Source organism: Croceicoccus sp. YJ47 (genome assembly GCF_016745095.1).
Classification (GTDB): Bacteria; Pseudomonadota; Alphaproteobacteria; order Sphingomonadales; family Sphingomonadaceae; genus Croceicoccus.
In genome coordinates, this window is record NZ_CP067087.1 from 1969181 (window position 1) to 1995007 (window position 25827).

General features: G+C 66.8%; 21 protein-coding genes and 1 riboswitch. Of the genes, 11 read left to right on the plus strand and 10 right to left on the minus strand.

The genetic code is table 11. The annotated features are described in order from the left end of the window. Positions 1 to 34: 34 nt before the first annotated feature. From JD971_RS09595 to JD971_RS09635, 10 genes are all read left to right on the plus strand, one after another. Complete coding sequence (locus tag JD971_RS09595; protein ID WP_236672032.1) at positions 35 to 1576, plus strand: NAD(P)/FAD-dependent oxidoreductase; 1542 nt, start codon at positions 35 to 37, stop codon at positions 1574 to 1576. After that, positions 1573 to 2391: an SDR family oxidoreductase gene (locus JD971_RS09600; RefSeq protein WP_202082947.1), complete on the plus strand. Its 819-nt coding sequence runs from the start codon at positions 1573 to 1575 to the stop codon at positions 2389 to 2391. The genes JD971_RS09595 and JD971_RS09600 overlap by 4 nt, the downstream gene beginning before the upstream one ends. Positions 2392 to 2393: 2 nt before the next feature. Beyond that, positions 2394 to 3350, plus strand: a complete 957-nt coding sequence (locus tag JD971_RS09605; protein ID WP_202082949.1) for an alpha/beta fold hydrolase — start codon at positions 2394 to 2396, stop codon at positions 3348 to 3350. 62 nt (positions 3351 to 3412) lie between these two features. Continuing rightward, on the plus strand, positions 3413 to 5053 hold the full coding sequence (locus JD971_RS09610; RefSeq protein ID WP_202082950.1) for a long-chain-fatty-acid--CoA ligase: 1641 nt from the start codon (positions 3413 to 3415) through the stop codon (positions 5051 to 5053). Between the two features lie 381 nt (positions 5054 to 5434). Then, positions 5435 to 6211, plus strand: coding sequence for an ATP-binding cassette domain-containing protein (locus JD971_RS09615; RefSeq protein ID WP_202082951.1), 777 nt, complete (start codon positions 5435 to 5437; stop codon positions 6209 to 6211). After that, positions 6211 to 7497: an ABC transporter permease/substrate-binding protein gene (locus JD971_RS09620; RefSeq protein WP_371809545.1), complete on the plus strand. Its 1287-nt coding sequence runs from the start codon at positions 6211 to 6213 to the stop codon at positions 7495 to 7497. The genes JD971_RS09615 and JD971_RS09620 overlap by 1 nt, the downstream gene beginning before the upstream one ends. Continuing rightward, positions 7461 to 7763 (plus strand): glycine betaine ABC transporter substrate-binding protein, encoded by a 303-nt coding sequence (locus JD971_RS17170; protein ID WP_371809548.1) that lies wholly within the window; start codon positions 7461 to 7463, stop codon positions 7761 to 7763. Before JD971_RS09620 ends, JD971_RS17170 begins: the two co-directional genes overlap by 37 nt. Positions 7764 to 7882: 119 nt before the next feature. Further along, a complete protein-coding gene (locus JD971_RS09625) occupies positions 7883 to 8695 on the plus strand; it encodes a Crp/Fnr family transcriptional regulator (RefSeq protein ID WP_202082952.1) in 813 nt (270 codons plus the stop codon). 63 nt (positions 8696 to 8758) lie between these two features. After that, on the plus strand, positions 8759 to 13177 hold the full coding sequence (locus JD971_RS09630) for a chemotaxis protein CheB (protein ID WP_236672033.1): 4419 nt from the start codon (positions 8759 to 8761) through the stop codon (positions 13175 to 13177). A gap of 5 nt (positions 13178 to 13182) precedes the next feature. Continuing rightward, positions 13183 to 14163, plus strand: coding sequence for a chemotaxis protein CheB (locus JD971_RS09635; protein ID WP_202082953.1), 981 nt, complete (start codon positions 13183 to 13185; stop codon positions 14161 to 14163). 40 nt (positions 14164 to 14203) lie between these two features. Here JD971_RS09635 and JD971_RS09640 read toward each other — a convergent pair whose 3' ends face one another. Together JD971_RS09640 and JD971_RS09645 are read right to left on the minus strand one after the other, a co-directional pair. After that, on the minus strand, positions 14204 to 15133 hold the full coding sequence (locus tag JD971_RS09640) for an isopenicillin N synthase family oxygenase (protein ID WP_202082954.1): 930 nt from the start codon (positions 15131 to 15133) through the stop codon (positions 14204 to 14206). Between the two features lie 11 nt (positions 15134 to 15144). After that, on the minus strand, positions 15145 to 16479 hold the full coding sequence (locus JD971_RS09645; RefSeq protein ID WP_202082956.1) for a NupC/NupG family nucleoside CNT transporter: 1335 nt from the start codon (positions 16477 to 16479) through the stop codon (positions 15145 to 15147). Between the two features lie 143 nt (positions 16480 to 16622). Here JD971_RS09645 and JD971_RS09650 point away from each other — a divergent pair, with 143 nt between their 5' ends. Continuing rightward, a complete protein-coding gene (locus JD971_RS09650; RefSeq protein ID WP_202082958.1) occupies positions 16623 to 17222 on the plus strand; it encodes a phosphatase PAP2 family protein in 600 nt (199 codons plus the stop codon). On the opposite strand, the gene JD971_RS09655 is transcribed toward JD971_RS09650, so the two are convergent. The 8 genes from JD971_RS09655 to JD971_RS09690 form a co-directional block, all read right to left on the minus strand. Next, positions 17219 to 20806, minus strand: a complete 3588-nt coding sequence (locus JD971_RS09655; RefSeq protein WP_202082960.1) for a hydantoinase B/oxoprolinase family protein — start codon at positions 20804 to 20806, stop codon at positions 17219 to 17221. The two genes, JD971_RS09650 and JD971_RS09655, sit on opposite strands and share 4 nt — an antisense overlap. A 66-nt stretch (positions 20807 to 20872) precedes the next feature. Continuing rightward, positions 20873 to 21598, minus strand: a complete 726-nt coding sequence (locus JD971_RS09660) for a Crp/Fnr family transcriptional regulator (protein ID WP_202082962.1) — start codon at positions 21596 to 21598, stop codon at positions 20873 to 20875. Between the two features lie 58 nt (positions 21599 to 21656). Then, on the minus strand, positions 21657 to 22433 hold the full coding sequence (locus JD971_RS09665; RefSeq protein WP_202082964.1) for an ABC transporter ATP-binding protein: 777 nt from the start codon (positions 22431 to 22433) through the stop codon (positions 21657 to 21659). Beyond that, positions 22430 to 23407, minus strand: a complete 978-nt coding sequence (locus JD971_RS09670) for an iron ABC transporter permease (RefSeq protein WP_202082966.1) — start codon at positions 23405 to 23407, stop codon at positions 22430 to 22432. The genes JD971_RS09665 and JD971_RS09670 overlap by 4 nt, the downstream gene beginning before the upstream one ends. After that, positions 23404 to 24258 carry an ABC transporter substrate-binding protein gene (locus JD971_RS09675; protein ID WP_236672034.1) on the minus strand — a complete coding sequence of 285 codons (855 nt, stop codon included), beginning with the start codon at positions 24256 to 24258 and terminating at the stop codon, positions 23404 to 23406. The genes JD971_RS09670 and JD971_RS09675 overlap by 4 nt, the downstream gene beginning before the upstream one ends. Before the next feature lie 301 nt (positions 24259 to 24559). After that, a riboswitch (cobalamin riboswitch) is annotated at positions 24560 to 24773 on the minus strand. A gap of 184 nt (positions 24774 to 24957) precedes the next feature. Continuing rightward, the gene (locus JD971_RS09680; protein WP_202082968.1) at positions 24958 to 25149 is read right to left on the minus strand and encodes an AlpA family transcriptional regulator; all 192 of its coding nucleotides are present in this window, start codon (positions 25147 to 25149) and stop codon (positions 24958 to 24960) included. Beyond that, on the minus strand, positions 25149 to 25364 hold the full coding sequence (locus JD971_RS09685; RefSeq protein ID WP_202082971.1) for a hypothetical protein: 216 nt from the start codon (positions 25362 to 25364) through the stop codon (positions 25149 to 25151). The genes JD971_RS09680 and JD971_RS09685 overlap by 1 nt, the downstream gene beginning before the upstream one ends. After that, complete coding sequence (locus JD971_RS09690) at positions 25364 to 25600, minus strand: DUF2312 domain-containing protein (RefSeq protein WP_202082973.1); 237 nt, start codon at positions 25598 to 25600, stop codon at positions 25364 to 25366. Before JD971_RS09690 ends, JD971_RS09685 begins: the two co-directional genes overlap by 1 nt. Positions 25601 to 25827: the final 227 nt, after the last annotated feature.

Below are 25827 nucleotides of genomic sequence, written 5' to 3' on the forward strand. Positions count from 1 at the left end.
TTGACATCGGCGTACCGAGTTTTCAAACAGGGGCATGACCGCTGTCCCCCCGACGCCCCGCGACGATGACCGGCCCGATGGGGCCGACCGCGGCATGCAGTCCGGTGGGGAGGCGTGCGAAACGCTCGACGTTCTGATCGTGGGCGGGGGTCTTTCGGGGATCAGCGCGGCCCATGCGCTCATCACCCAATGCCCGCGAAGCCGCTGGGCGATCTTCGAAGCGCGCGACACGATCGGCGGTACGTGGGACCTGTTCCGCTATCCGGGCATCCGGTCCGATTCCGACATGACGACGCTGGGTTTTCCCTTTCGCCCGTGGCGCGGCGACAAGGCGATTGCCGACGGGGCGGATATTCTGGACTATATCCGCGACACCGCGCGCGAATATGGCATCGACCGGAAAGTCCGCTTTGGCCATCGCGTCATCGCCGCCGAATGGTCGAGCGCGACCGCCCGCTGGCAAGTCACCTACGAAACGGAGGCGGGGGCGGGGCGCATCGAATGCCGGTTCCTGTTCCTGTGCGCCGGGTATTACGATTACGAAGAGGCGCACCGACCGCATTTCGAAGACGAGGACCGCTTCACAGGCGACATCGTGCACCCGCAGTTCTGGCCTGAGGACATCAGGGTCGAGGACCGCCGTTTCGTGGTCATCGGGTCCGGCGCGACGGCGGTGACGATGGTGCCTGCCCTGGCCCGACGCGGGGCGCGGCGGGTCACCATGCTGCAACGCTCGCCGGGCTATATCGTGTCCTTGCCCTCGCGCGACCGGGTTGGCGCTGCGCTGCGCCGGGTGTTTCCGCAAAAACTGGCCGATTTCCTCATTCGATGGAAGAATATCGGGCTTTCGACGTTCTTCTATAATTTCGCGCGCAAACGCCCCGATGCGATGCGCCGCCGGGTCAAGGCGATGCAGCGCGACGCGCTCCGCCCCGATTTCGATATCGAGCGGCACTTCACCCCCGATTACGACCCCTGGGACCAGCGGCTGTGCCTCGTGCCCGATGGCGATCTGTTCGAGGCGCTGAATGCCGGGACCGCCGCTATCGTGACGGACGAGATCGCGCGGTTCGACGCCGATGGCATCGTGCTGACATCCGGCGGGCATGTGCCCGCCGACGTGATTGTGACCGCGACGGGGCTCAAGCTCAAGGTGATGGGCGGCATGACGATTGCCGTCGACGGAGAGGACGTGACCCCCGGATCGCGGCTTGTATATAAGGGTGCGATGCTGGACCGGGTGCCCAATTTCGCCTTTGCGGTGGGCTATACCAATGCGTCGTGGACGTTGAAATGCGACCTGACCGCGCGGCTGGTGGCGCGTTTGCTGAACCACATGGACGGCACGGGGGCGGATTTCGTGCAGCCCGTCGCGGGGCCGGACGACGCGTCGGACGAACCGATGCTCGACCTGCAATCGGGCTATCTGCAACGTTCGGCGGGGATACTCCCGCGGCAGGGGCGCCGGCCGCCCTGGCGCGTGGAGCAGAACTATTTTCGCGACCTTCGCGCCTTCCGCAAGGGGAAGCCGCGCGACGGCGTATTGCAATATGGCACGGCGGGGGATCAGGCATGAGCAGGCCCATGAATCTGGACGGAAAGATCGCCGTCATCACCGGTGCGGGCGGCGGGATCGGCCGGGCGCTGGCCCGCTCGCTGGCGCGGCGGGGGTGCAATGTCGCGCTGTGCGATGTGGACGCGGCGGGATTGTCCGAAACGGCGCGGCTCGTCGGCAATGCGGTGCAGAATTCGGTCCATGTGCTCGACGTGTCGGACAGAGACGCGGTCGCCGCGCTTCCCGATGCGGTCATCGCGGCGCATGGCGCGGTCGACATCGTGGTGAACAATGCGGGCATCGCGCTGGGCGGCGGTTTTGGCGAGATCAGCACGGCGCAGTTCGACCGGGTGATGGCGGTCAATTTCGAGGGGGTGGTGTCGATGACGCGTGCGTTTCTGCCGCATCTTGAACAACGGGCGCAGGCGCGGATCGTCAATCTGTCGAGCCTGTTCGGCCTGATCGCGCCGCCGGGGCAGAGCGCCTATGCCGCGTCGAAATTCGCCGTGCGCGGTTTTTCCGAAGCCTTGCGCCACGAGCTTGAGGCCGCAGGCTCGCCCGTCGGCCTGACGGTGGTGCACCCCGGCGGCGTGCGCACCAATATCGCCGCCAATGCGACCATCGGCGAGGGGGTCGACCCCGAAACGCGGGAAAAGCACAAGCGCAAGTTCGAAAAGGCGCTCGTCATGGATCCGGCGGAGGCGGGCGAAATCATTGCGCGCGGGATAGAAGCGCAGCGTCCGCGCGTTCTCGTCGGGAAGGACGCGAAAATCGTGTCCGTGATCGAACGCATCATGCCGGTGGGATACTGGCGCCTGCTGGGACGGAGATTGTAATCATGAGTTTTGTGAAACGCATGGCCACGCTGGCCGCGAGCGGGGCCGCGCTGGGCGGGCTGGGGCTTGTCGGGTTCACCGCGCTGACCGCGCGCAAGGCGGAACAGATGGTGCCGCGCGACGGGCGCTTCCTCCGGGTCAACGATGCGCGCATTCATTATGTCGACATGGGTTCCGGACCGCCGATCGTGATGATCCACGGCCTTTACGGACAGATGCGCAACCTCACCTATGCGCTGGCCGAACGGCTGGTGAAGGATCACCGGGTCATCGTCATCGACCGGCCGGGATGCGGCTATTCCACGTGGACCGGGGCGCAGGACAAGGGGCTGCGTGCTCAGGCCGCCATCATCGCGCAGGTGATCGCCGCGCTCGATCTCGACCGGCCGCTGGTGGTGGGGCATTCGATGGGCGGGGCGGTGTCGCTCGCGCTCGCGCTCCACGCGCCGGATGCGGTGGGCGGGCTGGCCCTGCTGGCCCCGCTGACGCAGCCGGTGGACGAGCCGGGCGTGTTCGCCAATCTCGCCATTCCCTCGCCGACAAAGCGCGAGGCGGTGGCGTGGACGCTGGCAACGCCGATGTCGCTGCGCCGGGCGGAGGAGCAGCAACGCTTCGTCTTTTCCCCCGATACGCCGCCTGCCGATTTTGCGACGCGGGGCGGCGGGGCACTGGCCCTGCGTCCCTCCGCGTTCCGGGCGGCGTCGTCCGACCTGTGCCATGCAAAGGACGACATGGAGGCGATTTCCCCGCGCTATGGCGAGATCACGATGCCGGTGGGCATCTTGTTCGGGGAGGGCGACACGCTGCTCGACCCGATGCTCCATGGAACGCGCACCGCCGATGCGCTCCCCAATGGCGAGCTGACCGTGATCGAGGGCGGGCACATGATCCCCGTGACCTGGCCGGACAAGACCGCGCAATGGGTGCTGTCCCAGGCGAAGCGCATTTCGCGCGAATGATTGAAAAGGCGGGACCGGGCGCATGAAAACACCCGGACCGCATGTGAGAGGAGAATGAACCAATGGCGCTGCGCTATGCCAGCCGGGCGGACGAGGCCTATGATTTTCCGCTGACGATCGGGCATCTGCTCGATGCGGCGCTGGCGACCTCCGCCGAGCAGGAGATCGTCTATCGCGACCGGCTCACCATGACCTATCGCGATCTGCGCGGGCGGATCGGCCGGCTCGCCCGCGTCTTGTCCGACCACGGTGCGGGCGAGGGGACGACCGTCGCCGTCATGGACTGGGACAGCCACCGTTACCTGGAGGCGTATTTCGCGGTGCCGATGATGGGCGCGGTGCTGATGACGGTGAACGTGCGCCTGCCCACCGCGCAGATTCAGTACACGCTGAACCACGCAAAGACCGAAGTGATCGTGGTTCACCGCGATTTCCTGCCCCTGCTCGACGCGGTGCGCGACACGCTTACCGGCGTGAAGGCGATCATCGTCATCGACGAGGACGAGGACAGCGCAGGCGCGGCCCTGCCCGCATATGCGGTAAGCGAATATGAGGCGCTGCTCGCGCAGGTGGAGGAGCCATTCGCGTTCTGCCCCATCGACGAAAACGCGATCGCCACCACCTTCTACACCACCGGGACCACCGGCGATCCCAAGGGCGTGGAATATTCGCACCGGCAGATCGTCCTGCTCACCCTTGCGTCCAACGCGCCGTTCGGGACGACGCGCCGGCCCGGTTTCGGCATCAACGATGTCTACATGCCGTTGACGCCGATGTTCCACGTGCATGCCTGGTGCCTGCCCTATGTCGCGACGATGATCGGGGTGAAGCAGGTGTATCCGGGGAAATACGAGCCCGACATGATCTGCCGCCTGCGCCGCGAGCATGGCGTCACCTTCAGCCATTGCGTGCCCACCATTCTGCAGATGGTGCTGGGCGCCGCGGCAGAGAGCGAGGTCGATCTCGCCGGATGGACCATGATCATCGGCGGAAGCGCACTGACCGAGGCGACGTGGAAGGACGCGACCGCGCGCGGCATGAACGTCAATGTGGGCTACGGCATGTCGGAAACCGGCCCGATGCTGACGCAGTCGCGGGCTGCGCAATACAGGGACGAGAGCGAGCCGCTCGACCCGCATGTGATGACCATGGCGGGCGTCACGGTGCCGCTGGTGTCGGCCCGCGTCGTGGACGAGGACATGAACGACGTCGCCCATGACGGCGTAGCGCGCGGCGAGCTGGTCGTGCGGGCGCCCTGGCTGACGCAGGGGTATGTCGGCAATGCCGATGCCTCGGCGCAATTGTGGCGGGGCGGGTGGATGCACACACAGGACATCGCCACCATCGATGCGATGGGCCGGGTGCAGATCCGCGACCGGTTGAAGGACGTGATCAAGAGCGGCGGCGAATGGATCCCCTCGCTCGAGATCGAGGATCTGATCGCGGGGACCAGGGGCGTGGCGGAAGTGGCCGTGATCGGCGTGCCGGATCCGCACTGGGGCGAAAGGCCGGCGGCGGTGATCGTCGCCAGTGGCGATGCGACCCCCACGCTCGAAACGGTGAACGAACCGCTGCAACAGGCGATCGCGGACGGCCTACTCAGCCGCTATGCCGCGATCGAGCGGATGGAACTGCGCGATGCGCTACCGCGCACCAGCGTGGGCAAGATCGACAAGAAACGCATCCGCGCGGACATATCCTGAGCGAAGCGGGCCGCGCGTCGATGCGCGTGCGGCCCGCTTCGCCTTATCGTGGAGGGCGATAGCGATTCCGGCATGGGCGGGTCACGCCGGGCCGTATTCTGTCCGCGCGCGACAGGACCAACTGCGCGATTTTGCCTGCCGCCGGCCCCGCGCTGGCGCGCCTCCGCAATCGTGCCGGCAACCATCGTTTCGCCATCGAGGCGGCAGGCGGCCCCGGTGACGATGCCCCGCATGGCTTCGCCGGCTTCGTTCGAACCAGAGCAGGACGACGCCGGGCCATGATGCGTCCGCGTGCGGGGCGATATGCGCGCGATACGGGGGCGCAACCGGCGCGCTTATCCCGCGCTTGCACGATGCGGCGCACTGCGCGAAGGGTGGGGCATGACCGAACCTTCTCCCCGGCTGTCCCTGCGCGGTGTCACGGTTACCTATGACGGGCATCGCGCGCTCAGCGATGTCGATGTGTCGGTGGGGCGGGGCGAATTCCTGGCGCTGGTCGGGCCGTCGGGCTCGGGCAAGACCACGCTGCTCAAGACCGTGAACCGGCTCGTGGAATGCGATGCGGGCGCGGTGTTCATCGACGGTGCGCCGGTACAGGACCGGTCGGCGGCGGATCTGCGCCGTTCCATCGGCTATGTGTTTCAGGATATCGGCCTGTTTCCGCACATGACGGTGGCGCAGAACATATGGCTGGTGCCCGCATTGACGGGGGCGGACCGGGCCGGACGCGATGCGCGGGTGGCGCAATTGCTCGAGATGGTGGCGTTGCCGCGCGAACTGGCCGGGCGGATGGCGACGCAGCTTTCGGGCGGGCAGGCGCAGCGGGTCGGCTTTGCCCGCGCGCTGGCCGCAGAGCCGCAAATCGTGTTGATGGACGAACCGTTCGGCGCGCTCGACCCGGTGACGCGCGGCGATCTTGGCCGGGCCTATCGCGCGCTGCACGACACGATGGGGCTGACGACGGTGATGGTCACGCATGACATGGGGGAGGCGATGCTGCTGTCCGACCGGATCGCGGTCATGCGGGGCGGGCGGATCGCGGCATGCGGAACGCCGGCACAGCTGCTGTCCATGCGGGATGACGATACCGTGGGCGGACTGCTCGCCGAACCGTTGCGGCAGGCGGAACGCCTGCTCGCCATGCGGGGCGAGGGGTGATGGCGATGTCCGCGCCCCTGTCCCGCGCGCTCGCCGACCTGCCCGACCTGTTGCAGGCGCATCTGGTGCTCAGCCTCGCGGCGATCGCGCTGGCGGTGGGGATCGGGTTGCCGCTCGCCATTGCGGCGTCGCATGCCCCGCGGCTGCGCGCGCCGGTGCTGGCCATTGTCGGGGTGTTTCAGACGATCCCGGGCCTGGCGCTGCTCGCGCTGTTTTATCCCGCGCTCGTGCTGCTTGGCCGGGCGACGGGGTGGGCGGTTCCGGCGCTGGGGTTCCTGCCCGCGCTTCTCGCGCTGTCGATCTATGCGATGCTGCCGATCGTGCGCAATGCGGTGACGGCGATTGCCGGGCTGGACCCGGTCCTGCGCCAGGCCGCGGACGGCATCGGCATGACCGCGCGGCAAAGGCTGCTGCGCGTGGAATTGCCGCTGGGCGCGCCGGTAATCCTTGCCGGCCTGCGGACCGCGGCGGTGTGGACCATCGGGACCGCGACGCTGGCCACCACGGTGGGACAGCCAAGCCTCGGCGATCTGATATTCTCCGGGCTGCAGACGGAAAACTGGGTCCGGGTGCTGGTCGGGTGCGGCGCGGCGGCGGTGCTGGCGCTGGTGACCGATGCGCTGCTCGGCCTGATCGAGCGGGGGATCGCGCGCCGATCGAAGGCCATGGTGCTGAGCGGGATCGGCGCGCTGCTTTTCGCGGTGCTGCTGGCGTTCGTGCCGCTTTCGGGCGGGAATGGGGATGCGGACCGGCCCGCCTATGTCGTGGGGGCCAAGAATTTCAGCGAGCAATACATCCTCGCCGCGCTGCTCGAACGGCGGCTGGAGGCGGCGGGGATGCGCGTGGAGCGGCGCGACAATTTGGGCTCCGCGATCGCCTATCGCGCCGTGGCGGCGGGCGATATCGATGTCTATGTCGACTACACCGGCACGCTGTGGGCCAATGTCCTGAACCGGAATGACAATCCCGACCGCGAGGCGATGATGCGCGCCCTTTCGCGCGGGTTGATGGCGCGTGACGGCGTGCGCGTGCTGGGTTCGCTCGGTTTCGAAAATGCCTATGCCTTCGCCATGCCGGCGGCGCGGGCGCGGGCTTTGAACATCGCGGATCTGGACGATCTTGCGGCGAAGGCGCCGGAGCTGACGCTGGGCAGCGACCTCGAATTCCTGAGCCGTAGCCCGAATGGCGCGCGGTCGAAGGCGCCTACGGCATGCGGTTCGGCGGCAGCACGGCCTACAGCCCGACCTTCATGTATCGCGCCGTGGCGAACGGGCGCGCCGACGTGATCTCCGCCTTTTCGTCCGACGGGCGCATCGCCGCGCTCGATCTCGTGACGCTTGCCGACCCGCGCGGGGCGTTGCCGCGTTATGATGCGGTGATTCTCCTTTCGCCAAGGGCGGCGCAGGATCCGGAGCTGGTCCGCGCGCTGCGCCCGCTCATCGGGGCCATATCGATCGCGCGCATGCGGGAGGCCAATCTCGCCGTCGACCGCGAGGAGAATGCCATCGATCCCGCAGCGGCCGCCGCGGCGCTCGATGCCGATCTTCGGTGAAGCTGCGGGCGGTGTCTGACGCTCTCGTGCTCAATACTTAATCTTGATTAAGTAGCGAAATGGTATTTCAGCGGGGTCTTGCTTTTTTTGTTGTAATTTGTTAATGATGCCAATTGCTTATGAACAACCAAGCGAACGTAGAAACCGCGCCGGACGTCTCGGCGGATTTTGGCCCTGCCGCGGGCATTGATTCGTTTGCGCGCCGATTGCTGCCGTTCGAGCGTCGTATCCGGCTTGCCGATTTCGACGATCTTGAGATGACGCAGCGGGTCATCGGATCTGACCGTCCGATCTGGGCGGAGGAGGACAGCGGCGACAATTTCTATGTCCTGCAAAGCGGTTTTGCCTATAGTTTCACGCTTCTGCCCGACGGTCGCCGCTATATCAGCGATATTTTCGGGCCGGGCGCGATCTGCAACTGGACGCGGCCGCGGCAACCCTCGTTTCCCGCCAATATCCTGTTCAAGGCACGCAGCGTGCTGGGCGTGCTGCCGACCGATCGCCTCATCGCGAAGTTCGGCGAGGTGCCCGGCATCGAAAGCGCGATCGTGCGGCACGAACACATGCGCGCCCTGCGCTCGTCGCAGCGGACCCGAACGCTGGTCGTGGGGCAGTCGGCGGACAGGTTGCTTCATCTGCTGATCGACCTTGCCGACGAATTGTCGGTGACGGGCGGCGATTGCAAGTCGATTCCCGTCCCTTTGACGCAGCGGGAGATCGCGGACATGCTGGGCATGTCGCCGGTGCATCTCAACCGCACGATACAAAGCCTGCGGCAGGAACGCCGGATCGTGCGCTATCGCCGCACCTATTCGATCTGCGATCCGCAGCGGGAAAAGGAATTGCTGGGGTATCGCTCCTTTCGGCGTATCGTCGGGGGGGACGGCACCGGTGCCGCCGTGTCGGCACGTCAAAACGCGAAAGCAGGATAGGCTCCGCGACGGAGTGGGCAGGGGGGGTAGCATGACGAACAGGGACTGGCGGACGCACGTCCGATGAGCCGGAAAAAGGCGCAAGCCGTTCGTCCTGTGGTTGCCGTGGGCGCCTCTGCCGGAGGGGTGGAGGCGTTGAAGGAATTCGTCTCCTTCCTCCCGGCTAAAATTGGCGCAAGCTTCGTGATTCTGCAGCATGTGGCCCCCGATCAGGACAGCCGCATGACCGAAATCCTGGAGCGGGTCAGCCGGCTTCCGGTGGAGCAGGCCCTGCCCGACACCCGCATGATGCCGGGCCATATCTATGTCCTGCAGCCCGACAATTACCTCACGATCGAAGACGGCATCCTGCGTGTCGAGACGCCCATGGATGCGCGCGGCCTGCGTCTGCCGATCGACCGTTTCATGGGCTCGCTGGCGCGGGGCGTGGGGCGTGACGCGGTCGGCATAATCCTGTCCGGAACGGGGAAGGACGGCACCGAAGGGCTTGCCAAGATCAAGGGCGCGGGCGGGCTCACCTTTGCGCAGACGCCCGATACCGCGCTTTACGGCGGGATGCCCGAATCGGCGATCGCGGCAAGGGTCGTGGACCGGGTGGGCACGCTCGGCGAACTGGCCGAGGCGGTCGCGGATCTTTCCCGCAGGATGGACGATACGCCGGACGGCAGCCTCTATTCCCGCCGCGACATGGCGGTGCTGGTCGGCTTGCTGAAGGCGCGGCTCGGCCATGATTTCGGTGCTTACAAGCGAGGTACGATCGAGCGCCGGGTGCGGCGGCGCATGAACCTGCTGCGGTTCGATGCCTTGCCGGATTACATCGAACATCTGCGCGGCAATGCGGACGAATTGCTCCGCCTGTTCGATGACATGCTGATCAATGTGACGGGCTTCTTTCGCGATCCCGCGGTGTGGCCCGCGGTCGTGGACAAGGCCATCCGCCCGATGATCGAAGGGCACGACCCCGCCAACGGCCCGGTCCGGGTGTGGATTCCGGCCTGCTCCACGGGGGAGGAGGCCTATACCGTCGCGATATTGATTGACGAGACCTGCCGCGCGCTCGGCAGCACGGCCGACTGGCAGATTTTCGCAAGCGACCTCGACAAGGACGCACTCGCGCACGGGCGGGAGGCGCTGTACCGCGAAAATGTCGGCGCCGACATCGGGGAGGAACGGCTCGAACGGTATTTCACGCGGGAGTCCGATGGCTGGCGCGTGGACAAGCGCCTGCGCGAGCGGGTCGTGTTTGCGCAGCAGAACGTGCTCACCGATCCGCCGTTTTCCCGGCTCAACCTCATCAGCTGCCGCAACCTGCTGATCTATCTCGACACCAGCCATCAGCAGGAATTGATACAGCGGCTGCATTTCGCGCTGGTCGAGAATGGCGTGCTCGTGCTCGGCACGTCGGAGACGACGAACGGGCGTTCGCGGCAATTCCGCGCCATCGATACCAAGGCGCATATCTACCGCCGCCTGCCGGGCCGGTCGCAGAATATTCCCGAATCCATGCGCGAAAGGCGGGACAGCTCGGTCGTGGTGCCGCTCAACGGGCGGGGCCATGCGTTCGATCGCCGGCACGACCTGTCGGAACGGGTGCGGCGGTCGCTGCTCGAACGCTATGCCCCGGCAACGGTTGCGCTCCACGCCGATGGGCAGATCGCCTATTTCCACGGCCCGGTGCGCCGCTTCATCGACCAGCCCGAAGGCGAGCCGCGTAACAATATCTACGACATGATACCCGGCGCGCTGCGCAGCCGCGTTCGCGAGGCGATCGGCGCCGTCGCGAAGGGCGGCGAACCGTCCCATCGCCCGGTGCGGGTCCGCCTGCCCGACCGCGATGCCGAAGTCTGCGTCGCGTGCGAGATGATGGAGGATGGCCAGGAGAAGCTGTTCCTCGTCAGCTTTATCGAAAGCGATCCGGCCGACGCCCATGCGGACGAGGAGACGGAGGTCCAGCGCGAAACTTCGGACCGGTTCGAATACGAACTCGCCATCGTGCGCGAGGATCTCCAGACCACGGTGGAGGAGCTCGAAACCTCGAACGAGGAGCTGAAGGCCAGCAACGAGGAGGCGGTCGCCGCCAACGAGGAGCTGCAATCCACGAATGAGGAGCTGGAAACCAGCCGTGAGGAGCTGCAATCGCTCAACGAAGAGCTGATCACCGTCAACAATCAGCTCGAAGAGAAGATCGGCGAGGTCGAGAAGACCTCCGACGACATGCGCAATCTGCTCACCAGCACGCGCCTGCCCGTCTTGTTCCTCGACCCGGAATTCAGGATCAGCGGATTTACGCCCGCGATCCATGAAATCGTGGAGTTGCGCGACAGCGACATCGGCCGCCCGGTCACCGAAATGGCCTTTCGCGTCACGGACGAGTGCCTCATCCCCGACATTCGCCGCACGCTGCGCGATCTGGCCCCGGTGCATGCCGAAATCGAAAGCCAGGACAACCGCACGTTTCAACGCCGGATACAACCCTATCGCACGTCGGACGAACGCATTCACGGCGTGGTCGTCACCTTCAACGACATCACCGAACAGGCCGAGACGCAGGCCCAGTTGCAGCAGCGCGAACGCCAGCAGCGGATCATCGCCGAGCTGGGGCAGACCGCGCTCGCCGCGCGCGACCTTTCGGGCTTTTTCAACGAGATGTGTGCATCGCTGCGGTTTGCGATGGATTGCGACTATGCCAAGGTTCTGCGGCTCAACCGCGATACGGACCGGCTCGATCTCGTTGCGGGGGCGGGGTGGAAGGAAGGGCTGGTCGGCAACGCGTCGGTGGATACCGGCGTGGCGAGCCAAGGCGGCTATACGCTCAAGACCGAAAACGCCGTGCTGGTCACCGATTTCGCGCGCGAACGCCGGTTCGATCCGCCGCCGCTTCTCGTCTCGCATGGCGTGACATCGGGGATCAGCTGCCTCATCCAGGTGGGCGGCACGCCGTGGGGCGTGATCGGCCTGCACGACCGCGACGCGGACGTCTTCGACAATGTCGACCTGTCGATCCTGCAGGCCGCGGCCAATGTCGCGGGCGCCACCATCATGCAGATCGAGCGCGAAATGAACATGATGCGCGAACGGTTGATGCTGTCGCTCGCGATTCGCAGCGCCGACATGGGCGTGTGGAGCTACGACCCGCAGGATGGCGAGGCGGTGTGGGACGAAAGCCTGCGCGACATGATCGGCCGCGCCGATCAGAAGGAGCGCCCCACGGCGGATCAGTTCATCGCGATGATCGTGGAGGAGGACCGCGAGCGGGTGTCCGAAGCGCTGAACCGGACGATCGCGGAGGGCGCCCCCTTTGACGAGGAATTCAAGTTCAGGCGGCCGGACGGGCGCGTCATCTGGTTGTCGGGTCGGGGCGAACGGCTGATCGAGAACGGGCGCACGACCGTGCTGGGCGTGAATGCCGATATCACCGCGCGCAAGCAGAACGAGGAACAGAGCCGCTTCATCATGCGCGAGCTCGACCACCGGGTGAAGAATGTGCTCGCGATCATCCTGTCCATTGCGAAGATCACCGGGCGCGGCGCCGCGGATTTCGACAGCTTCCTGTCCGGCTTTGAAAAGCGGCTCCAGGCGATGGCCCGCACGCATAGCCTCCTGGCCGAGGCGCGTTGGCAGGGGGCCAATCTCAAATCGCTGATCGAGGATGAGCTTGCCCATTCGGCAAACCGGGAAAACGTGCGCATCGCGGGACCGCGGGTGGCGATTTCCGCGGTCGCGGCGCAGGCGTTTTCGATGGCACTGCACGAATTGTGCACGAATGCGCTCAAATACGGGTCGCTTTCCGTGCCCAACGGGGCGTTGAGCGTGGAATGGCATATCGAGGAGAAAGGCGACGATGGCGCGCGGCTGTTCTTCCGCTGGCAGGAAAGCAACGGCCCGCCGGTCAAGGCGCCCGACCATCGCGGTTTCGGCTCGACCGTGATCGAGCGCATCCTGCGGGCGCAGCTCAGCGCGGAACCGCAGATCCGATACGAGACCGAAGGATTGCGGCTGGAATGCACCATGCCGATGGACCGGCTCGTCGGGTCTGTTCCCGCGACCGCGGAGGCACGACGGCCTGCGCTGCCCCAGGCCGATCTGAGCCCGCTTCGCGGCAAGCATGTGATGGTGGTCGACGACGAATGGCTCGTCGCCGAGCAGCATGGGCAGACGCTCGTCAGCGCCGGTGCCAAGGTGGTCGGCCCGGTTCACAGCATCGCCGAGGCGCGCAAGATCCTCGCCAGCGGCGCAGAGCTCGATTTCGCGCTGCTCGATTACAATATCGGCGGGACGTCGATCGAACCGGTGCTGCGCGAATTGAAAGAGCGGGGCGTGCCGACCATGATCGTTTCGGGCTATGGCTCCGATCTCGAAATCGACCGGCACGATGACGCCATCACCTTTCTGGCAAAGCCTGTTTCGCCCGCGATCATGCTGAACCGGATTGCCGGCATCATGAGCGGCGAAGGGACGGCAACGCCCGGCGGGGGCAGGTAACGGGCATGACGGCACGGCGCAATATCATCGGAATCGGGGGCAGCGCGGGCGGTTTGCCGGCGGTCATCGACCTGTTGAAACATTTCGAACCGGCCCGACCGGCGATCGTGCTGCTGGTCCTGCACCGCGTGAACGAAACCGGGCATCTGGTCGACATATTGCGCCGTTCCACCAGCCTGCGCGTGTGCGAACCGGACGATGGCGAACCGCTGCGCGACAATTGCCTCTATATCGCGCCGCCCGATGAACATCTGCTTCTGGGCGAGGCACATCTCCATTTGCGCCGCGGTCCGCGCGAAAACAATTTCCGCCCTGCGATCGACCCGATGTTCCGATCACTCGCCGTGTTCGCGGGCGCGCGGGCGACGGGGGTCATCCTGTCGGGCTATCTCGATGACGGGGCGTCGGGCGCGCGCGCGATCGTGGCGGCGGGCGGCCATGTCATGGTGCAGGACCCGGCAAGCGCGGCCTCCCCCGACATGCCCCGCGCCGCGATCAGCGCGGTGGGCGAGCCGGAAAACATCGCACCGCCAGCGGCGCTCGGCCGGGCGCTGTCGCGGGCGGTGGGCGCCCGGGCGGGGCCGGACGGCACGGTCAGCGAAGCGGTGAAACTGGAGCTTATGGTGGCAGGATTGGAGCGTGCGAGCATGACCACCGAGGATCGCCTGGGCGAATTGTCGCCCTATAACTGCCCGGATTGCAATGGCGTCCTGTGGCAGATCGAGGATGGGCCGCTGGTCCGGTTCCGCTGCCACACGGGACACGCCTATTCGAGCGCGTCGCTCGATGCGCGGCAGGAGGAAATGCTGGAGCGCAGCCTCTACGATTCGCTGCGGTCGCTGCGCGAGAAGGCGCGGCTTTTGCGCGACATGGCGGGGCGCGATTCGGCGTCGGCAGGCCGATTGTGCCGGCGCGCGGACGATTACGATCGCGATGGCGACCATGTCGAGGCTATGATCCTCGCGCGGCAGAAACGCGCGGCCTGACCCGGCTTTCGCCCGACCCCGACCCTGCCGCGGATCGGCCTCAGGCCAGGTTGATCTCGCGCAGCCGCTGCATCAGGAAATCATGCGCGGTGATCGGCTCGTATTTTTCGGGGTGCTGCGCATCCACGCAGTTTTCGAGCGTGCGAATCGTGAAATCGGGCCTGAAATGCAGGAAGAACGGCATGGAATAGCGCGAACGCGCTGCGGCCTCGCCCACGGGGTTGCGCACCTGGTGAATGGTGGAGCGCAGGCGGTCGTTGGTGAGGCGCGACAGCATGTCGCCGATATTCACGGCCAGCGCGCCCGGCGGCGGCGACACGGGAATCCATTCATCGTCGCGCGACAAAAGCTCCAGCCCGGCCTCTTCCGCGCCCAACAACAGCGTGATCGTGTTGATGTCGCCATGCGGCGCGGCGCGCACCGCCCCCTCCGCATCGTCGATGGGCGGATAGTGCAGCAGGCGCATGACCGAATTGCCATGCTCCACCGTCGCATCGAACCAGTCGGCAGGCAGGCCCAGATGCAGCGCGATCGCGCTCAATATCCGGCGCCCGGCGATTTCGAACGCGTCGTAAAGCGTTTCGAAAATATCGCGAAACTCCGCGATTTCCGCCGACCAGACATTGGCGGGCATGAATTCCTCGAGCGGATCGCCATCGGGCAATGTGCGCCCCACGTGCCAGAATTCCTTGAGATCGGTAATCGACGCGCCCTTCGCCCGCTCCGTCCGGAACGGGGTGTAGCCGCGCGCACCGCCGCCGCCCTCGATGAAATAGGCGCGCTTCGTATCCTCCGGCAGGGCGAAGAAGGCGCGGCTCGCCTCCTCGGCGCGGGTGATGAGCGCCTGATCGATGCCATGGTCGGTGACGATGGCAAACCCGTATTGGGCGAAACTCTGCCCCAGCTTCTGCGCAAGCTGCTCCGCCGGTTCGTTGAGCGAGGCGGTGGCGATGGTCGAAAGATCGTTCATGACAAAACCCGTCAGTATGGAAGGAGCAGCCCGGCCAGTGCCGCGCTCATCAGATTGGCCAGCGAGCCCGCCGCCAGCGCGCGCAGGCCGAGCCGCGCGATCACCGGGCGCTGATTCGGGGCGAGCCCGCCCGTCACCGCCATCTGGATCGCGATGGAGGAGAAATTGGCAAAGCCGCACAGCGAGAAGGTGACGATGGCGCGGCTGCGTTCCGACAGCGCCGCCGGTCCCAGATTGCCGAGGTCGATGAAGGCGACGAATTCGTTCAATACGATCTTCGTCCCGAACAGGCCGCCGGCGATGCGCGCCTCGTCCCAAGGAATGCCGAGGAGATACATGAAGGGCGCAAACACATAGCCGATGATGCGCTGAAAACTCAGGCCCTCCAGCCCGACGAGATCGCCAAGGCTGCTCAATATCCCGTTGGCCAGCGCGACGAGCGCCACGAAGGCAAGCACCATCGCACCGACCGCGACGGCAAGCTTCACGCCGGTCTGCGCACCCTGTGCCGCGGCCATGATGACATTGGCGGGCTTTTCCTCGTCATGGGCGGCTTCGGCGATTTCGGCATCGCGCAGGCTGCGATCCTCCGGCAGGAGCGCGGCGGGGCCTTCGCCGCTGACCCTGTTGGCGGGAAGGTCGGGATAGCCCTCCGCCGCGGCCGATGCGACGCGTTCGTCGGGCATGATGATCTTGGCCATGAGGATACCGCCCGGCGCCGACATGAACGCTGCGGCAAGCAGGAAGGGAAGATACTCCTCCCCCAGCAAACCGGCATAGGCGGCCAGGATCGTGCCCGCGACGCCCGCCATGCCCACGCACATCAGTGTGAAGATCCGGCTCGGCGCCAGAGCGGCGAGATAGGGCCGCACCACCAGCGGGCTTTCCGATTGCCCGACGAAGATATTGGCCGCAGCGCCGAGCGCCTCGACCCGGCTGACGCCCGTGATCCACGCGATGGCGCCCCCGACCCAGCGGATCACGACCTGCATGATGCCGAGATAATAGAGGATCGAGACCAGCGAGGCGAAGAAGATGATGACCGTCAGCGCCGCGATGGCAAAGCTGTTGCCGCCGATCGCGGGGTCGGCGAGCGGGCCGAAGATGAATGCCGTTCCCTCCCCCGCATAGCCGAGCAGTTGCGACACGCCGCGCGACATGCCCGCGATGACCGCCGCGCCCCATGTCGTGCGCAGGACGAGCACCGCCATCAATGCCTGCAACGCAAAGGCGGCGGCGGTGATGCGAAGGCTGATGCCGCGCCGGTCGGTCGACAGCGCAAAGGCCAGGAGCAGGATGGCGGCAATGCCGGCAAGATTGATGAGCACGGTGCCTGTCGTTTCCATTCAACGCGGGGTGAGGACAACCGGCCTTAGCCGCGTTTCCCCCCGCCGAAAAGGCCAAGTGCGCGGGCGGCGGCGCATCTTGCATGCGGCAGGCGGAGGGATAGGGCATATCCGTAGGCGCGGCCCGGTGATAAGGCACGGCGATGACGGACCATCAGGACAATTTCGAAAACGCGGCGCGAGACGGCGACATGGGGGCGATCGCGCGTGCGGATCTTGCGATTGCCGACGCGGCGGAGCCTTTGGCCGATCTCTGGCCGGTCCGCGCGCTGGCCAAGGCGAGCGAGCTGGCCGATCAACCGCCGCTCGTCGCCGCGTCGCTGGCCGTGATGGTGGCGGGAATCGCCGCGCGTGACCCGCGGCTCGCCCGTGCGGGGCTGCGGATGCTGGCGTCCCATGCGCTCGCCACGGGGGTCAAGACCGTGGCGAAGAACAATGTCGACCGCACCCGCCCGCGCAAGGTCGACGAGGATGGCGAACATGACGCGAAGCCGGGACACAGCAAGGACGGCGATTACCGCTCGTTCCCGTCCGGCCATACGGCGGGGGCGGTGGCGGTGGCGCGCGCCGTGACCCGCGAATATCCGAACGGAGCAGGCGCCGCCTATACCGCGGCGGCGGCTGCCGCGCTCGTGCAGATCCCGAAAAAGGCCCATTTCGCGAGCGATGTGATCGTCGGCGCGGCGATCGGCCTCCTGTCCGAACGGATGATCGACCGGATCGTCAAACGGCTCCTGCGTTAGGGCGCGTCGCTCCCGAATCCGCCGCCGCCGGGCGTTTCGATGGTGATCGTGTCGCCAGGCGCAAGATCGACGCGGGCGTGGCCGGGGAGCATTTGCGTGCTGCCGTCCACACGCCGGACCCATTGCCGCCCGACCGCGCCGTCGCCCCCGCCCTCGAGGCCAAAGGGCGCCACCGTGCGCCGCGACCCGACCAGCGTGGCGGCCATCGCCTCGCGCGCGCGGATCGCGCGGATCGCGCCGTGCCCGCCGCGCCACTCGCCGGTGCCGCCCGATTCGGGGCGCATGGCAAACCGTTCGAGGATGACGGGGTAGCGCACCTCCAGGATTTCGGGATCGGTGATGCGCGTGTTGGTCATGTGGGTGTGGACGCAATCGGCGCCGGTAAAGCCCGGCCCCGCGCCCGCCCCGCCGCAGATCGTTTCGTAATATTGGACCCTGTCATTGCCGAACAGGAAATTGTTCATCGTCCCTTGCGAACACGCCGCCTTGCCCAGCGCACCGAGCAGCGCATTGCATGCCGCCTGGCTGACCTCGGTATTGCCGGCGACGACGGCGGCCCCCGGTTCGGGCGACAGGAAGGAGCCGTGCGGGATCACGATGTCGAGCGGGCGCAGGCATCCCTCGTTAAGCGGAAGATCGCCGCCGGCAAGACAGCGGAATGCATAGAGCACGACCGCCTGCGTCACCGCGCGCGGGGCGTTCATATTGCCCGCATGCTGCGCGCCGGTGCCGGTGAAATCCACGCGGGCGCCCCGCGTTTCGGCATCGATCTCGACCGAGACGCACAGCTTCGCGCCATCGTCCATCGCGTATTCGAAACGTCCCCCGTCGAGCCCGGCGATCACGCGGCGGATATGCTCCTCCCCATTGGCGATCGCGAAGCCCATATAGGCGGAGAGCACGTCCCAGCCATAGCGTTCGGCAAGGGCGGCAATCTCTCCGACCCCTGCGTTATTGGCGGCGAGCTGCGCGCGAATGTCGGCGATATTGGTATCGGGATCGCGCGTAAGCCACTCCGCCCCGCAGAGCAGGTCGCGGAACGCATCCTCGCGAAATTCATCGCCCCGCACGATCAGGAAATTGTCGATCAGCACGCCTTCCTCGGCGATGCGGGCGGAATCGGGCGGGGTGGATCCGGGCGTCGTCCCGCCAATATCGGCATGGTGCCCGCGATTGGCGACAAAGCATCGCAGCGTCGTCCCGTCACCATCGAACACCGGCGTCACCACGGTCACGTCGGGAAGATGGGTGCCGCCATTGAACGGATCGTTGAGCACGATGCTGTCGCCGGGGCAAAGATCATCGCCCCGCGCGCGCAGCACGCTCCGCACGCTTTCCCCCATCGCGCCCAGATGCACCGGCACATGCGGCGCATTGGCGATGAGCGCGCCGGTCGCATCGAACAGGGCGCAGGAGAAATCGAGCCGCTCCTTGATATTCACGCTGGTCGAGGTGTTGCGCAGGACCGCGCCCATCTGCTCCGGCACGCTGGTGAACAGGTTGTTGAACAGTTCCAGCATGACCGGATCGGCCCGGTCGGTCCGGGGCCGCGCGCGCTCCACCGGAACGGCGCGTGTCATCAAGATCTCGCCGCCGGGCAGCACGTCGGCCTGCCAGCCGGGTTCGACCATGGTGGTGGACGTGTTTTCGCGGATCAGCGCCGGCCCCGTCATGCGGTGGCCGGGGGTGAGGTGATCGCGGTCGTGCACCGATGCACGGTGCATGGCGCCATCGGTAAAAATCTCGACCGCGTCCACCGGTTCGGGCCGGTGCGATCCCGTGCCCGTTTCACTCGGCGCCTGTGCCGGGCGGGGCAGGTCGGGGCCGGGCACCTTGCCCTCCACCATGAGGTCGGCGGCGACGATCGTGCGTTCGGGCGTGCAGAAACCGAAGCGCGCACGGTGCAGCCTTTCGAACTGCGCCTGCATCGCCTCGCGGCCTGCCATCGCCACGGGCAGGCCGGTATCGCTGCCCTCGTAGCGGAGGCGCAGCGTGCGCGTGACCGTCACCGCATCGTCCTGGCCCAGTTCGTCGCGGATCTCATGCTCCAGCCGGTCGGCGGCGGCGTCGATCTCGCCGCGCGTATCATCCGAGAACGGGATTTCGAGCGTGGTTTCGCGCGCCGCCGTCCGATCGGCCAGCCCGATGCCATACGCCGACAGGACGCCCGCGAACGGGTGGATCAGGATACGCTCCATGCCCAGTGCGTCCGCCACCATGCAGGCGTGCTGCCCGCCCGCGCCGCCAAAGCAGTTCATGGTGAATTCGGTGGCATCGTGCCCGCGTTCGAGCGCGACCCGCTTGATCGTGGCCGCCATATTGGCCGCCGCGATGCGCAGGAACCCCTCGGCGACCTCGTGCGCGGTGCGGCCATCGGCGATGTCCTCGCGCAAACCCTCGAACCCCCGCTCCGCAGCGCCGATGTCGAGCGGTTCGTCGCCGTCGGGGCCGAAGATCGCCGGGAAATATTCGGGCCGCAACTTGCCGCACATCGCATTGGCGTCGGTGATGGTGAGCGGACCGCCCCGGCGATAGCAGGCCGGGCCGGGGTTCGCGCCCGCGCTGTCCGGCCCCACGGTAAAGCGCGCCCCGTCATAGGCGAGGATGGAGCCGCCGCCCGCCGCGATGGTTTCGATGTCCATCATCGGCACGCGCATCGCGACGCCCGCGATCTCGGTATCGTAGGCGCGCTCGAATTCGCCGGCGTAGAGTGCAACGTCGGTCGATGTGCCGCCCATGTCGAAACCGATGATGCGGTGCTCGCCAATGGCGGCGGCGGTGCGGGCCGCGCCCACGACCCCGCCCGCCGGGCCGGACAGGATCGCATCCTTGCCATGAAAATCCGCCGCGGCCGCCGTGCCCCCGTCCGACCGCATGAAGGCGAGCGGCGTATCGGCAAGCTCGCTCTCCACCCGGCCGACGTAATCGCGCAGCACGGGCGACAGATACGCATCGACCACGCTGGTCTGTCCCCGCGCGACCAGGCCGATCAGCGCGGATACCGCGTGGCTCGCCGACACCTGCGCAAAGCCTGCTTCCGCGGCAAGGGCGGCGATGCGGCGTTCGGTTTCGGGATATTTCCACGCATGGGCGAGCACGATGGCCACCGACTCCAGCCCCTGTGCCCGGTGATGGGCGAGCCTTTGCCGCAAGGCGTCCTCGTCAAGCCGGGAGAGCGCCGCGCCGTCGGCATCGACGCGGCCTGCCACCTCCTCCACCACTTCGTAAAGCGGGGCTGGTTTTTCGATGGCCAGCGCGAAGAGGTCGGGCCGCGCCTGATGCCCGATGCGCAGGAGATCGCCGAACCCTTCATCGAGGATGAGCAGCGTGCGCGCACCCTTGCGTTCGAGCAGCGCATTGGTCGCCACCGTCGTTCCCATGCGCACGGCCGCGATTCGCTCGACCGGCAATGCGGCATCGAAGGGGAGGCCGAGGATTTTGCGGATGCCGGCGGTGGCCGCGTCGCGATAATGCTCCGGATTTTCGCTCAGCACCTTTGTCGTGTGCAGCGCGCCATCGGGATCGCGCGCGACGATATCGGTGAAGGTGCCGCCCCGGTCGATCCAGAATTGCCATTGGGCCATGGTGAAAACCTCGTGAGTTGAACGGCGTCGTGTCGTTGAAGGGGCGCGGATTGGCGGGATGCGGTCCTATCCCGCGCGGATGGCGAGCGCCTCCCGGTCCAGGATCGCGATTTCGCGCCGGGAGGGAATGGCGATCAAACCCTCGTTCTTCATGCGGGTGAACTGGCGGCTGACCGTCTCGATCGTGAGGCCGAGCACGTCGGCGATCTGTTGCCGGGAGAGGGGAAGCGCGATGGTGACAGGCCCGGCGCCGGGCGCAGCGTCACCGGCTTCGGGCGCAATCCGCTCTGTCGTCTCGATCAAAAAGCTCGCCAGCTTCTGCTCCGCGTTCATGCGGCCCAGCAGCATCATCCAGCGGCGCGTGCGGTCAAGCTCGGTCAGCGTGCGTTCGAGCAGCCTGTGCTCCAGCCGGGGATGGTCGCGCGCGAAACGGTCGAAATCCGCGCGCTGAAACACGCAGACCTGCACGGGGGTGAGCGCCTCCACGTCATAGGGCGTGTTCTGCCCGAAAGGCCGGCCCAGAAAATCGGACGCATAGGCAAGGCCGAGGATCTGCTCCTTGCCCTCCGCCGTCTGCGTCGACAGTTTCAGCACGCCGTCGATCACGTTCGCGACGAGGACCGCATCGTCGCCTTCCCATAACAGCGCCTCTCCCACAGCGAGCGTGCGCTGCCGCCCGATGGTGTTGAGCAGGCGGATCTCCTCATCGTCGAGATCGGCGCAGATCGCCCGGTTGCGCACCGAGCATGCCGCGCAGAAATTGTTCGGGCGACCGGAAATTATCGTGTCCATGCACGGCGAATAGGGATCGCGGACGCCGAGGCCAAGGAAAGATCGCCGCGACGGCGGATCACGATGGCCCCGCGATGTCGAGCCGCAGCGCGCGGTCCCCCGTTTCCACGACCGCGGCGTCGATGCGGAAAACCTCGCGCAGGCGGCTGGCCGAAACCGTGGCGTGCGGGCTGCCATCGGCGACGAGGCGTCCCTCGCTCATCCACAGCAGCCGGTCGGCATAGCGCAGCGCAAGGTCGAGATCGTGCACCACGGTGAGCACCGCCCGCCCCGCGCGCGCCATGTCGCGGAACAGCTGCATCGTCTGATGCTGATGCCGGGGGTCGAGCGCGGCGACAGGTTCGTCCGCGACGATGAGCGGGGTTTCCGCCGCGAGCGCACGGGCGAGGTGGGCCCGCGCCAGCTCCCCGCCCGAAAGCGTGTCGGCGGCGCGCTCCTCGAACCCTTGGAGATGGCAGGCGGCGAGCGCACGCGCCACCGCGGCCCGGTCCTCTTGCGACAACCGCCCCGGCGCCGCGCCAAAGGCGAACCGGCCCAGTGCCACGATATCGCCCACAGGCTGCGGCCAGACCAGCGGGCGGGCCTGCGGGAGATAGGCGATGCGGCGCGCGCGTGCCATCGGCGACAGCTTTGCGACCGGCGTGCCGTCGATCGTCGCCTCCCCGCCATCTGGCTTGAGCAGGCCGAGCGCGAGGCGCAGCAGCGTCGATTTTCCCGAACCGTTCGGCCCGATCAGCACGTTGAGCGTTCCGGGCTCCAGTGCGAAGCTCGCATCCTTCACCAGCGGCCTGTCGCCCGCAAGATAGCGCAGCCCATCTGCCCGAAGGAGCGTCATGCCAGCCGCCTGTGCGCCGCGATCCACACGAACACCGGCGCGCCAAAGAGCGAGGCGACCACGCCCAGCTTCAGCTCCGCATCGGTGGGAAGCACGCGCACGCCAATATCCGCAATCACCAGCATCACCGCGCCGAGCAGCGCCGACGGCACGAGCAATCGCGCCGGATCATAGCGCAGGAATGGCCGCACGAGATGCGGCGCGACGATCCCCACGAACCCGATCGCCCCCGCCAGCGCCACCGCCGCCCCGGTGGCCAGCCCCGCGCCCAGAATCACGCATAGCCGTTGCCGTCCGAGGTCGAGACCGAGCCCCTCTGCCGCCTCGTCGCCCAATGCGAGCGCGGCCAGACCCCGGCGCGACACCATCAATATGGCCGCACCGAGAGCCATGAACGGCGCGGCAAAGGCAAGGTCGGCAAGGCTGCGGTTGTCGACCGTGCCCAGCATCCAGTTCACCATGTCGGCAAGGCTGAACGGATTGGGCGCGAGATTCATCAACAATGCCATGACCGCCGCCGAAAAGCTCGACAATCCGACTCCGATGAGGATGAGCGTCACGACCGAACGCGTGACGATTGCCGCCGCCGCCACGACCATCGTCGCGAGCAGCGCGCCCCCCACCGCCGCGAGCGGCAGCACGAGCGGCCCCGCCGTCGCCAGCCCGAAATACAGCACGAAGGTCGCAAAAAGCGCCGCCGTCGCCGACACGCCGAGAATGCCCGGCTCGGCCAGCGGATTGCGCAACAACCCCTGCAGCGCGGCGCCGCTCATGCCGAGCGCCGCACCGACCATCGCGGCGGCGAGCGCGCGCGGCAGCCGGATCTGCCACACCACCAGCCTGTCGCCCGCCGGACCTTCCCCGGCAAGCGCTGCGAGCACGCGCGAAAGCGGCAGATCGACCGAGCCCAGCAGCAGCGAAAGCAGCAACGCCCCCGCCAGCATGAGCGCGAGAACGCCGGAAACGCGGCTCATCGCGGTGCCCTTTCGGCGCGGGCCAGCGCCTCGACCGCGTCGATCAGGAACCATCCGCCGCACGACGTCCATGCCCCGTCGAGCGGGACCACCGGCAATTCGCGCAATTGCGCCTGCGCAACCGGGTGGCGCGCCGCGCTCCAGCTGTCGACATGGTTCGTGGCGCTTTCGAAAAACGCCGCCGCGATGAGATCGGGCCGGTCATAGGCGAGCCGTTCGAGCGGGATCGGGTTCCAGCCGGGCCGGTCCTGAAAATTCGAAAGCCCCGCGGCCAGCATCATTTCATGGACCAGCGTGCCTTCGCCCGCGGTCACGCCCGCCGGGGTCATGTAAAGCGTGGCGCGGTTCGCTCCGCCCTGTTCCGCCACAGCCGCGAGCCGCCGGTCCATCGCGGCGGCCACGGCGCGCGCGTCCTGTCCGTTGCCAAGCGCGCCGCCGATCCGCACGACCTCCTCCCGCACATCGGCGAGCGTTTCGGGAAAGCCGATCTGCACCACCGGCACGCCGGCCGTTTCCATGAAGGCCCCGACCGCCGGTCCGCCGCCATAGGACCGCACGACCAGATCGGGCCGCAGCGCCAGCACGTCCGCCGTGCGCGGCCGCACGGTGGGAATGCCCGCGGCTTCTTCTCGCATATAGGAAAACCGTTCCCCGGCATCGGGCGAAAGCGCGAGTATGTCGTCCCGCTCCGCAAAGCGCAGGACATATTGGTCGGCACAATAATCGAGGCTGACGATCCGACGAGGTGCGTCCGCATGCACCATCGGGGCTTGCGCGTGCTGCTCCGCCGGGGCGCAGGCGAAAAGCGGCAGGGCGAGCCATGAAGCGCAAATGGCGCGAAACGCGATCATCGGCGATACCGCATGTTGGCGCAGGCCGTGCGGCCCGTCACGCGGTCGCGGTGGGTTGCCGCACGAGCGTTTACAATAAAGCAGGCGGCGACATGGCGGCGCGACGTACAGATCGGGCGGGTGCGGTACATGGCGAAGCGTTCAAATCCCCGCCATGCGACGGTTCCGGCACCCGCATGGCCTGACATCGACATATGGCCATGCCGGCGATCCATGGGCGAATCACCGGCACCGAAAAACCGGCCTGGCTGTCGCTTCTGCGGAAAAAACGCTTTTCCTGTCCCGATGGCTGAACCCGGCCCCGGACGAACGACGCGACGGCAGGTTTCCTGGCTTGCCGATCGTCGCCTGGGGGAACCGCCTTCCCGGCGTTCTGCCCCGAAAGGCAGGCGGCCAGTGACATGTGGTTCCAGGCTCCCGGCATACAGTTGCGGGCACAGCGCCGGCATCGCACCGGCTTCCCTCTTAGCTGCGCACGCTTTCACGTTTGCAGCACCGTCTTGACGCGGCCATGCGGTGCGCGGGCGGCCATGTCAACGCGATTTGCGGGAATCGAAGAGGGTAAGGAGACACCGGGAAAATGGTGCCCGAGGGCGGGATCAAAAATTGTCATGAGATGCCCTGTATTTGGTGTATTTGCGGTCGAATTCGAAAGTGAGATGCCCCCAATGCTGCCCCCCTGAAGAGCAGCGAATGGGGTCAATCTGGGTCGAGAAATTTGGGGCGGCTCTGCTTCCACGCCTCGATTTCCGATTCGCGCCAGCGGACTGAGTTCGCGCCGACGCGGATAGCCTTCGGAAAAGTCCCAGCATTCATCTGACGATAGATGGTGCTTCGGGACAGGCTCGTTTCTTTCTCGACTTCGGGGCGGCGAAGGAGTGTTTCGCTCATTATCCGAACCTCTTGGAATGGTCGCGGCGGCGCTGCTCGGACGCGATGACGTCGCGCGCGGAATGGAGGGAGATGGCCCAGGCTTTCGCCAGGCGATCGCCGGCAAGCGAGGCGGTCAGCTGTTCGGTCGACCAGCTGGCGACGACCTCGGCTGCGGCGCGCTTCGCGCGGGCCTGTGTTGCGGGGTCGATCGGGCGTGCTTTGGCCCTGGCCATCAGTCGAGGCCCAGCGCGGATTTGTAGGTTTCGAGGACCATGTCCATTTCTCGGCGATCGTCGGCCTTCATTTTTCGAAGGCGGACGATCTGGCGCATGATCTTCACGTCATAGCCGACCGCCTTGGCCTCGCCGTAAACCTCGCGCAGATCGTCCGCGATGCCCTTCTTTTCTTCCTCGAGCCGCTCGATCCGTTCGATCAGCAGGCGCAGGCGATCATCGGTGGTTTCGGCCATGTCCGGCTCTCCATTGTTGGTATGTTTCGGCATGGGCCGCGCACAGGTCTTTTCCGGGCGCAGGCGAGGTGGTGCAGCGCGCGCACAGTGGCGCGTCGCAGGTTCCGGTTCGGGAAGAGGTCTTCCAATCGCAGAGACGCACGGCAGGGCGGCCGCACGCGCAGCGCTGCCGGTGGCGGGTGCCGCAGACGATAGCGTTCCCGCCGCCGGGCATCGGGCGCGACTGA

Excerpts from the sequence above, each read along its gene's own strand:
- JD971_RS09595 (WP_236672032.1), top strand. The coding sequence starts at position 35 with ATGACCGCTGTCCCCCCGACGCCCCGCGACGATGACCGGCCCGATGGG.
- JD971_RS09600 (WP_202082947.1), top strand. The coding sequence starts at position 1,573 with ATGAGCAGGCCCATGAATCTGGACGGAAAGATCGCCGTCATCACCGGT.
- JD971_RS09605 (WP_202082949.1), top strand. The coding sequence starts at position 2,394 with ATGAGTTTTGTGAAACGCATGGCCACGCTGGCCGCGAGCGGGGCCGCG.
- JD971_RS09610 (WP_202082950.1), top strand. The coding sequence starts at position 3,413 with ATGGCGCTGCGCTATGCCAGCCGGGCGGACGAGGCCTATGATTTTCCG.
- JD971_RS09615 (WP_202082951.1), top strand. The coding sequence starts at position 5,435 with ATGACCGAACCTTCTCCCCGGCTGTCCCTGCGCGGTGTCACGGTTACC.
- JD971_RS09620 (WP_371809545.1), top strand. The coding sequence starts at position 6,211 with ATGGCGATGTCCGCGCCCCTGTCCCGCGCGCTCGCCGACCTGCCCGAC.
- JD971_RS17170 (WP_371809548.1), top strand. The coding sequence starts at position 7,461 with ATGTATCGCGCCGTGGCGAACGGGCGCGCCGACGTGATCTCCGCCTTT.
- JD971_RS09625 (WP_202082952.1), top strand. The coding sequence starts at position 7,883 with ATGAACAACCAAGCGAACGTAGAAACCGCGCCGGACGTCTCGGCGGAT.
- JD971_RS09630 (WP_236672033.1), top strand. The coding sequence starts at position 8,759 with ATGAGCCGGAAAAAGGCGCAAGCCGTTCGTCCTGTGGTTGCCGTGGGC.
- JD971_RS09635 (WP_202082953.1), top strand. The coding sequence starts at position 13,183 with ATGACGGCACGGCGCAATATCATCGGAATCGGGGGCAGCGCGGGCGGT.
- JD971_RS09640 (WP_202082954.1), bottom strand. The coding sequence starts at position 15,133 with ATGAACGATCTTTCGACCATCGCCACCGCCTCGCTCAACGAACCGGCG.
- JD971_RS09645 (WP_202082956.1), bottom strand. The coding sequence starts at position 16,479 with ATGGAAACGACAGGCACCGTGCTCATCAATCTTGCCGGCATTGCCGCC.
- JD971_RS09650 (WP_202082958.1), top strand. The coding sequence starts at position 16,623 with ATGACGGACCATCAGGACAATTTCGAAAACGCGGCGCGAGACGGCGAC.
- JD971_RS09655 (WP_202082960.1), bottom strand. The coding sequence starts at position 20,806 with ATGGCCCAATGGCAATTCTGGATCGACCGGGGCGGCACCTTCACCGAT.
- JD971_RS09660 (WP_202082962.1), bottom strand. The coding sequence starts at position 21,598 with ATGGACACGATAATTTCCGGTCGCCCGAACAATTTCTGCGCGGCATGC.
- JD971_RS09665 (WP_202082964.1), bottom strand. The coding sequence starts at position 22,433 with ATGACGCTCCTTCGGGCAGATGGGCTGCGCTATCTTGCGGGCGACAGG.
- JD971_RS09670 (WP_202082966.1), bottom strand. The coding sequence starts at position 23,407 with ATGAGCCGCGTTTCCGGCGTTCTCGCGCTCATGCTGGCGGGGGCGTTG.
- JD971_RS09675 (WP_236672034.1), bottom strand. The coding sequence starts at position 24,258 with ATGATCGCGTTTCGCGCCATTTGCGCTTCATGGCTCGCCCTGCCGCTT.
- JD971_RS09680 (WP_202082968.1), bottom strand. The coding sequence starts at position 25,149 with ATGAGCGAAACACTCCTTCGCCGCCCCGAAGTCGAGAAAGAAACGAGC.
- JD971_RS09685 (WP_202082971.1), bottom strand. The coding sequence starts at position 25,364 with ATGGCCAGGGCCAAAGCACGCCCGATCGACCCCGCAACACAGGCCCGC.
- JD971_RS09690 (WP_202082973.1), bottom strand. The coding sequence starts at position 25,600 with ATGGCCGAAACCACCGATGATCGCCTGCGCCTGCTGATCGAACGGATC.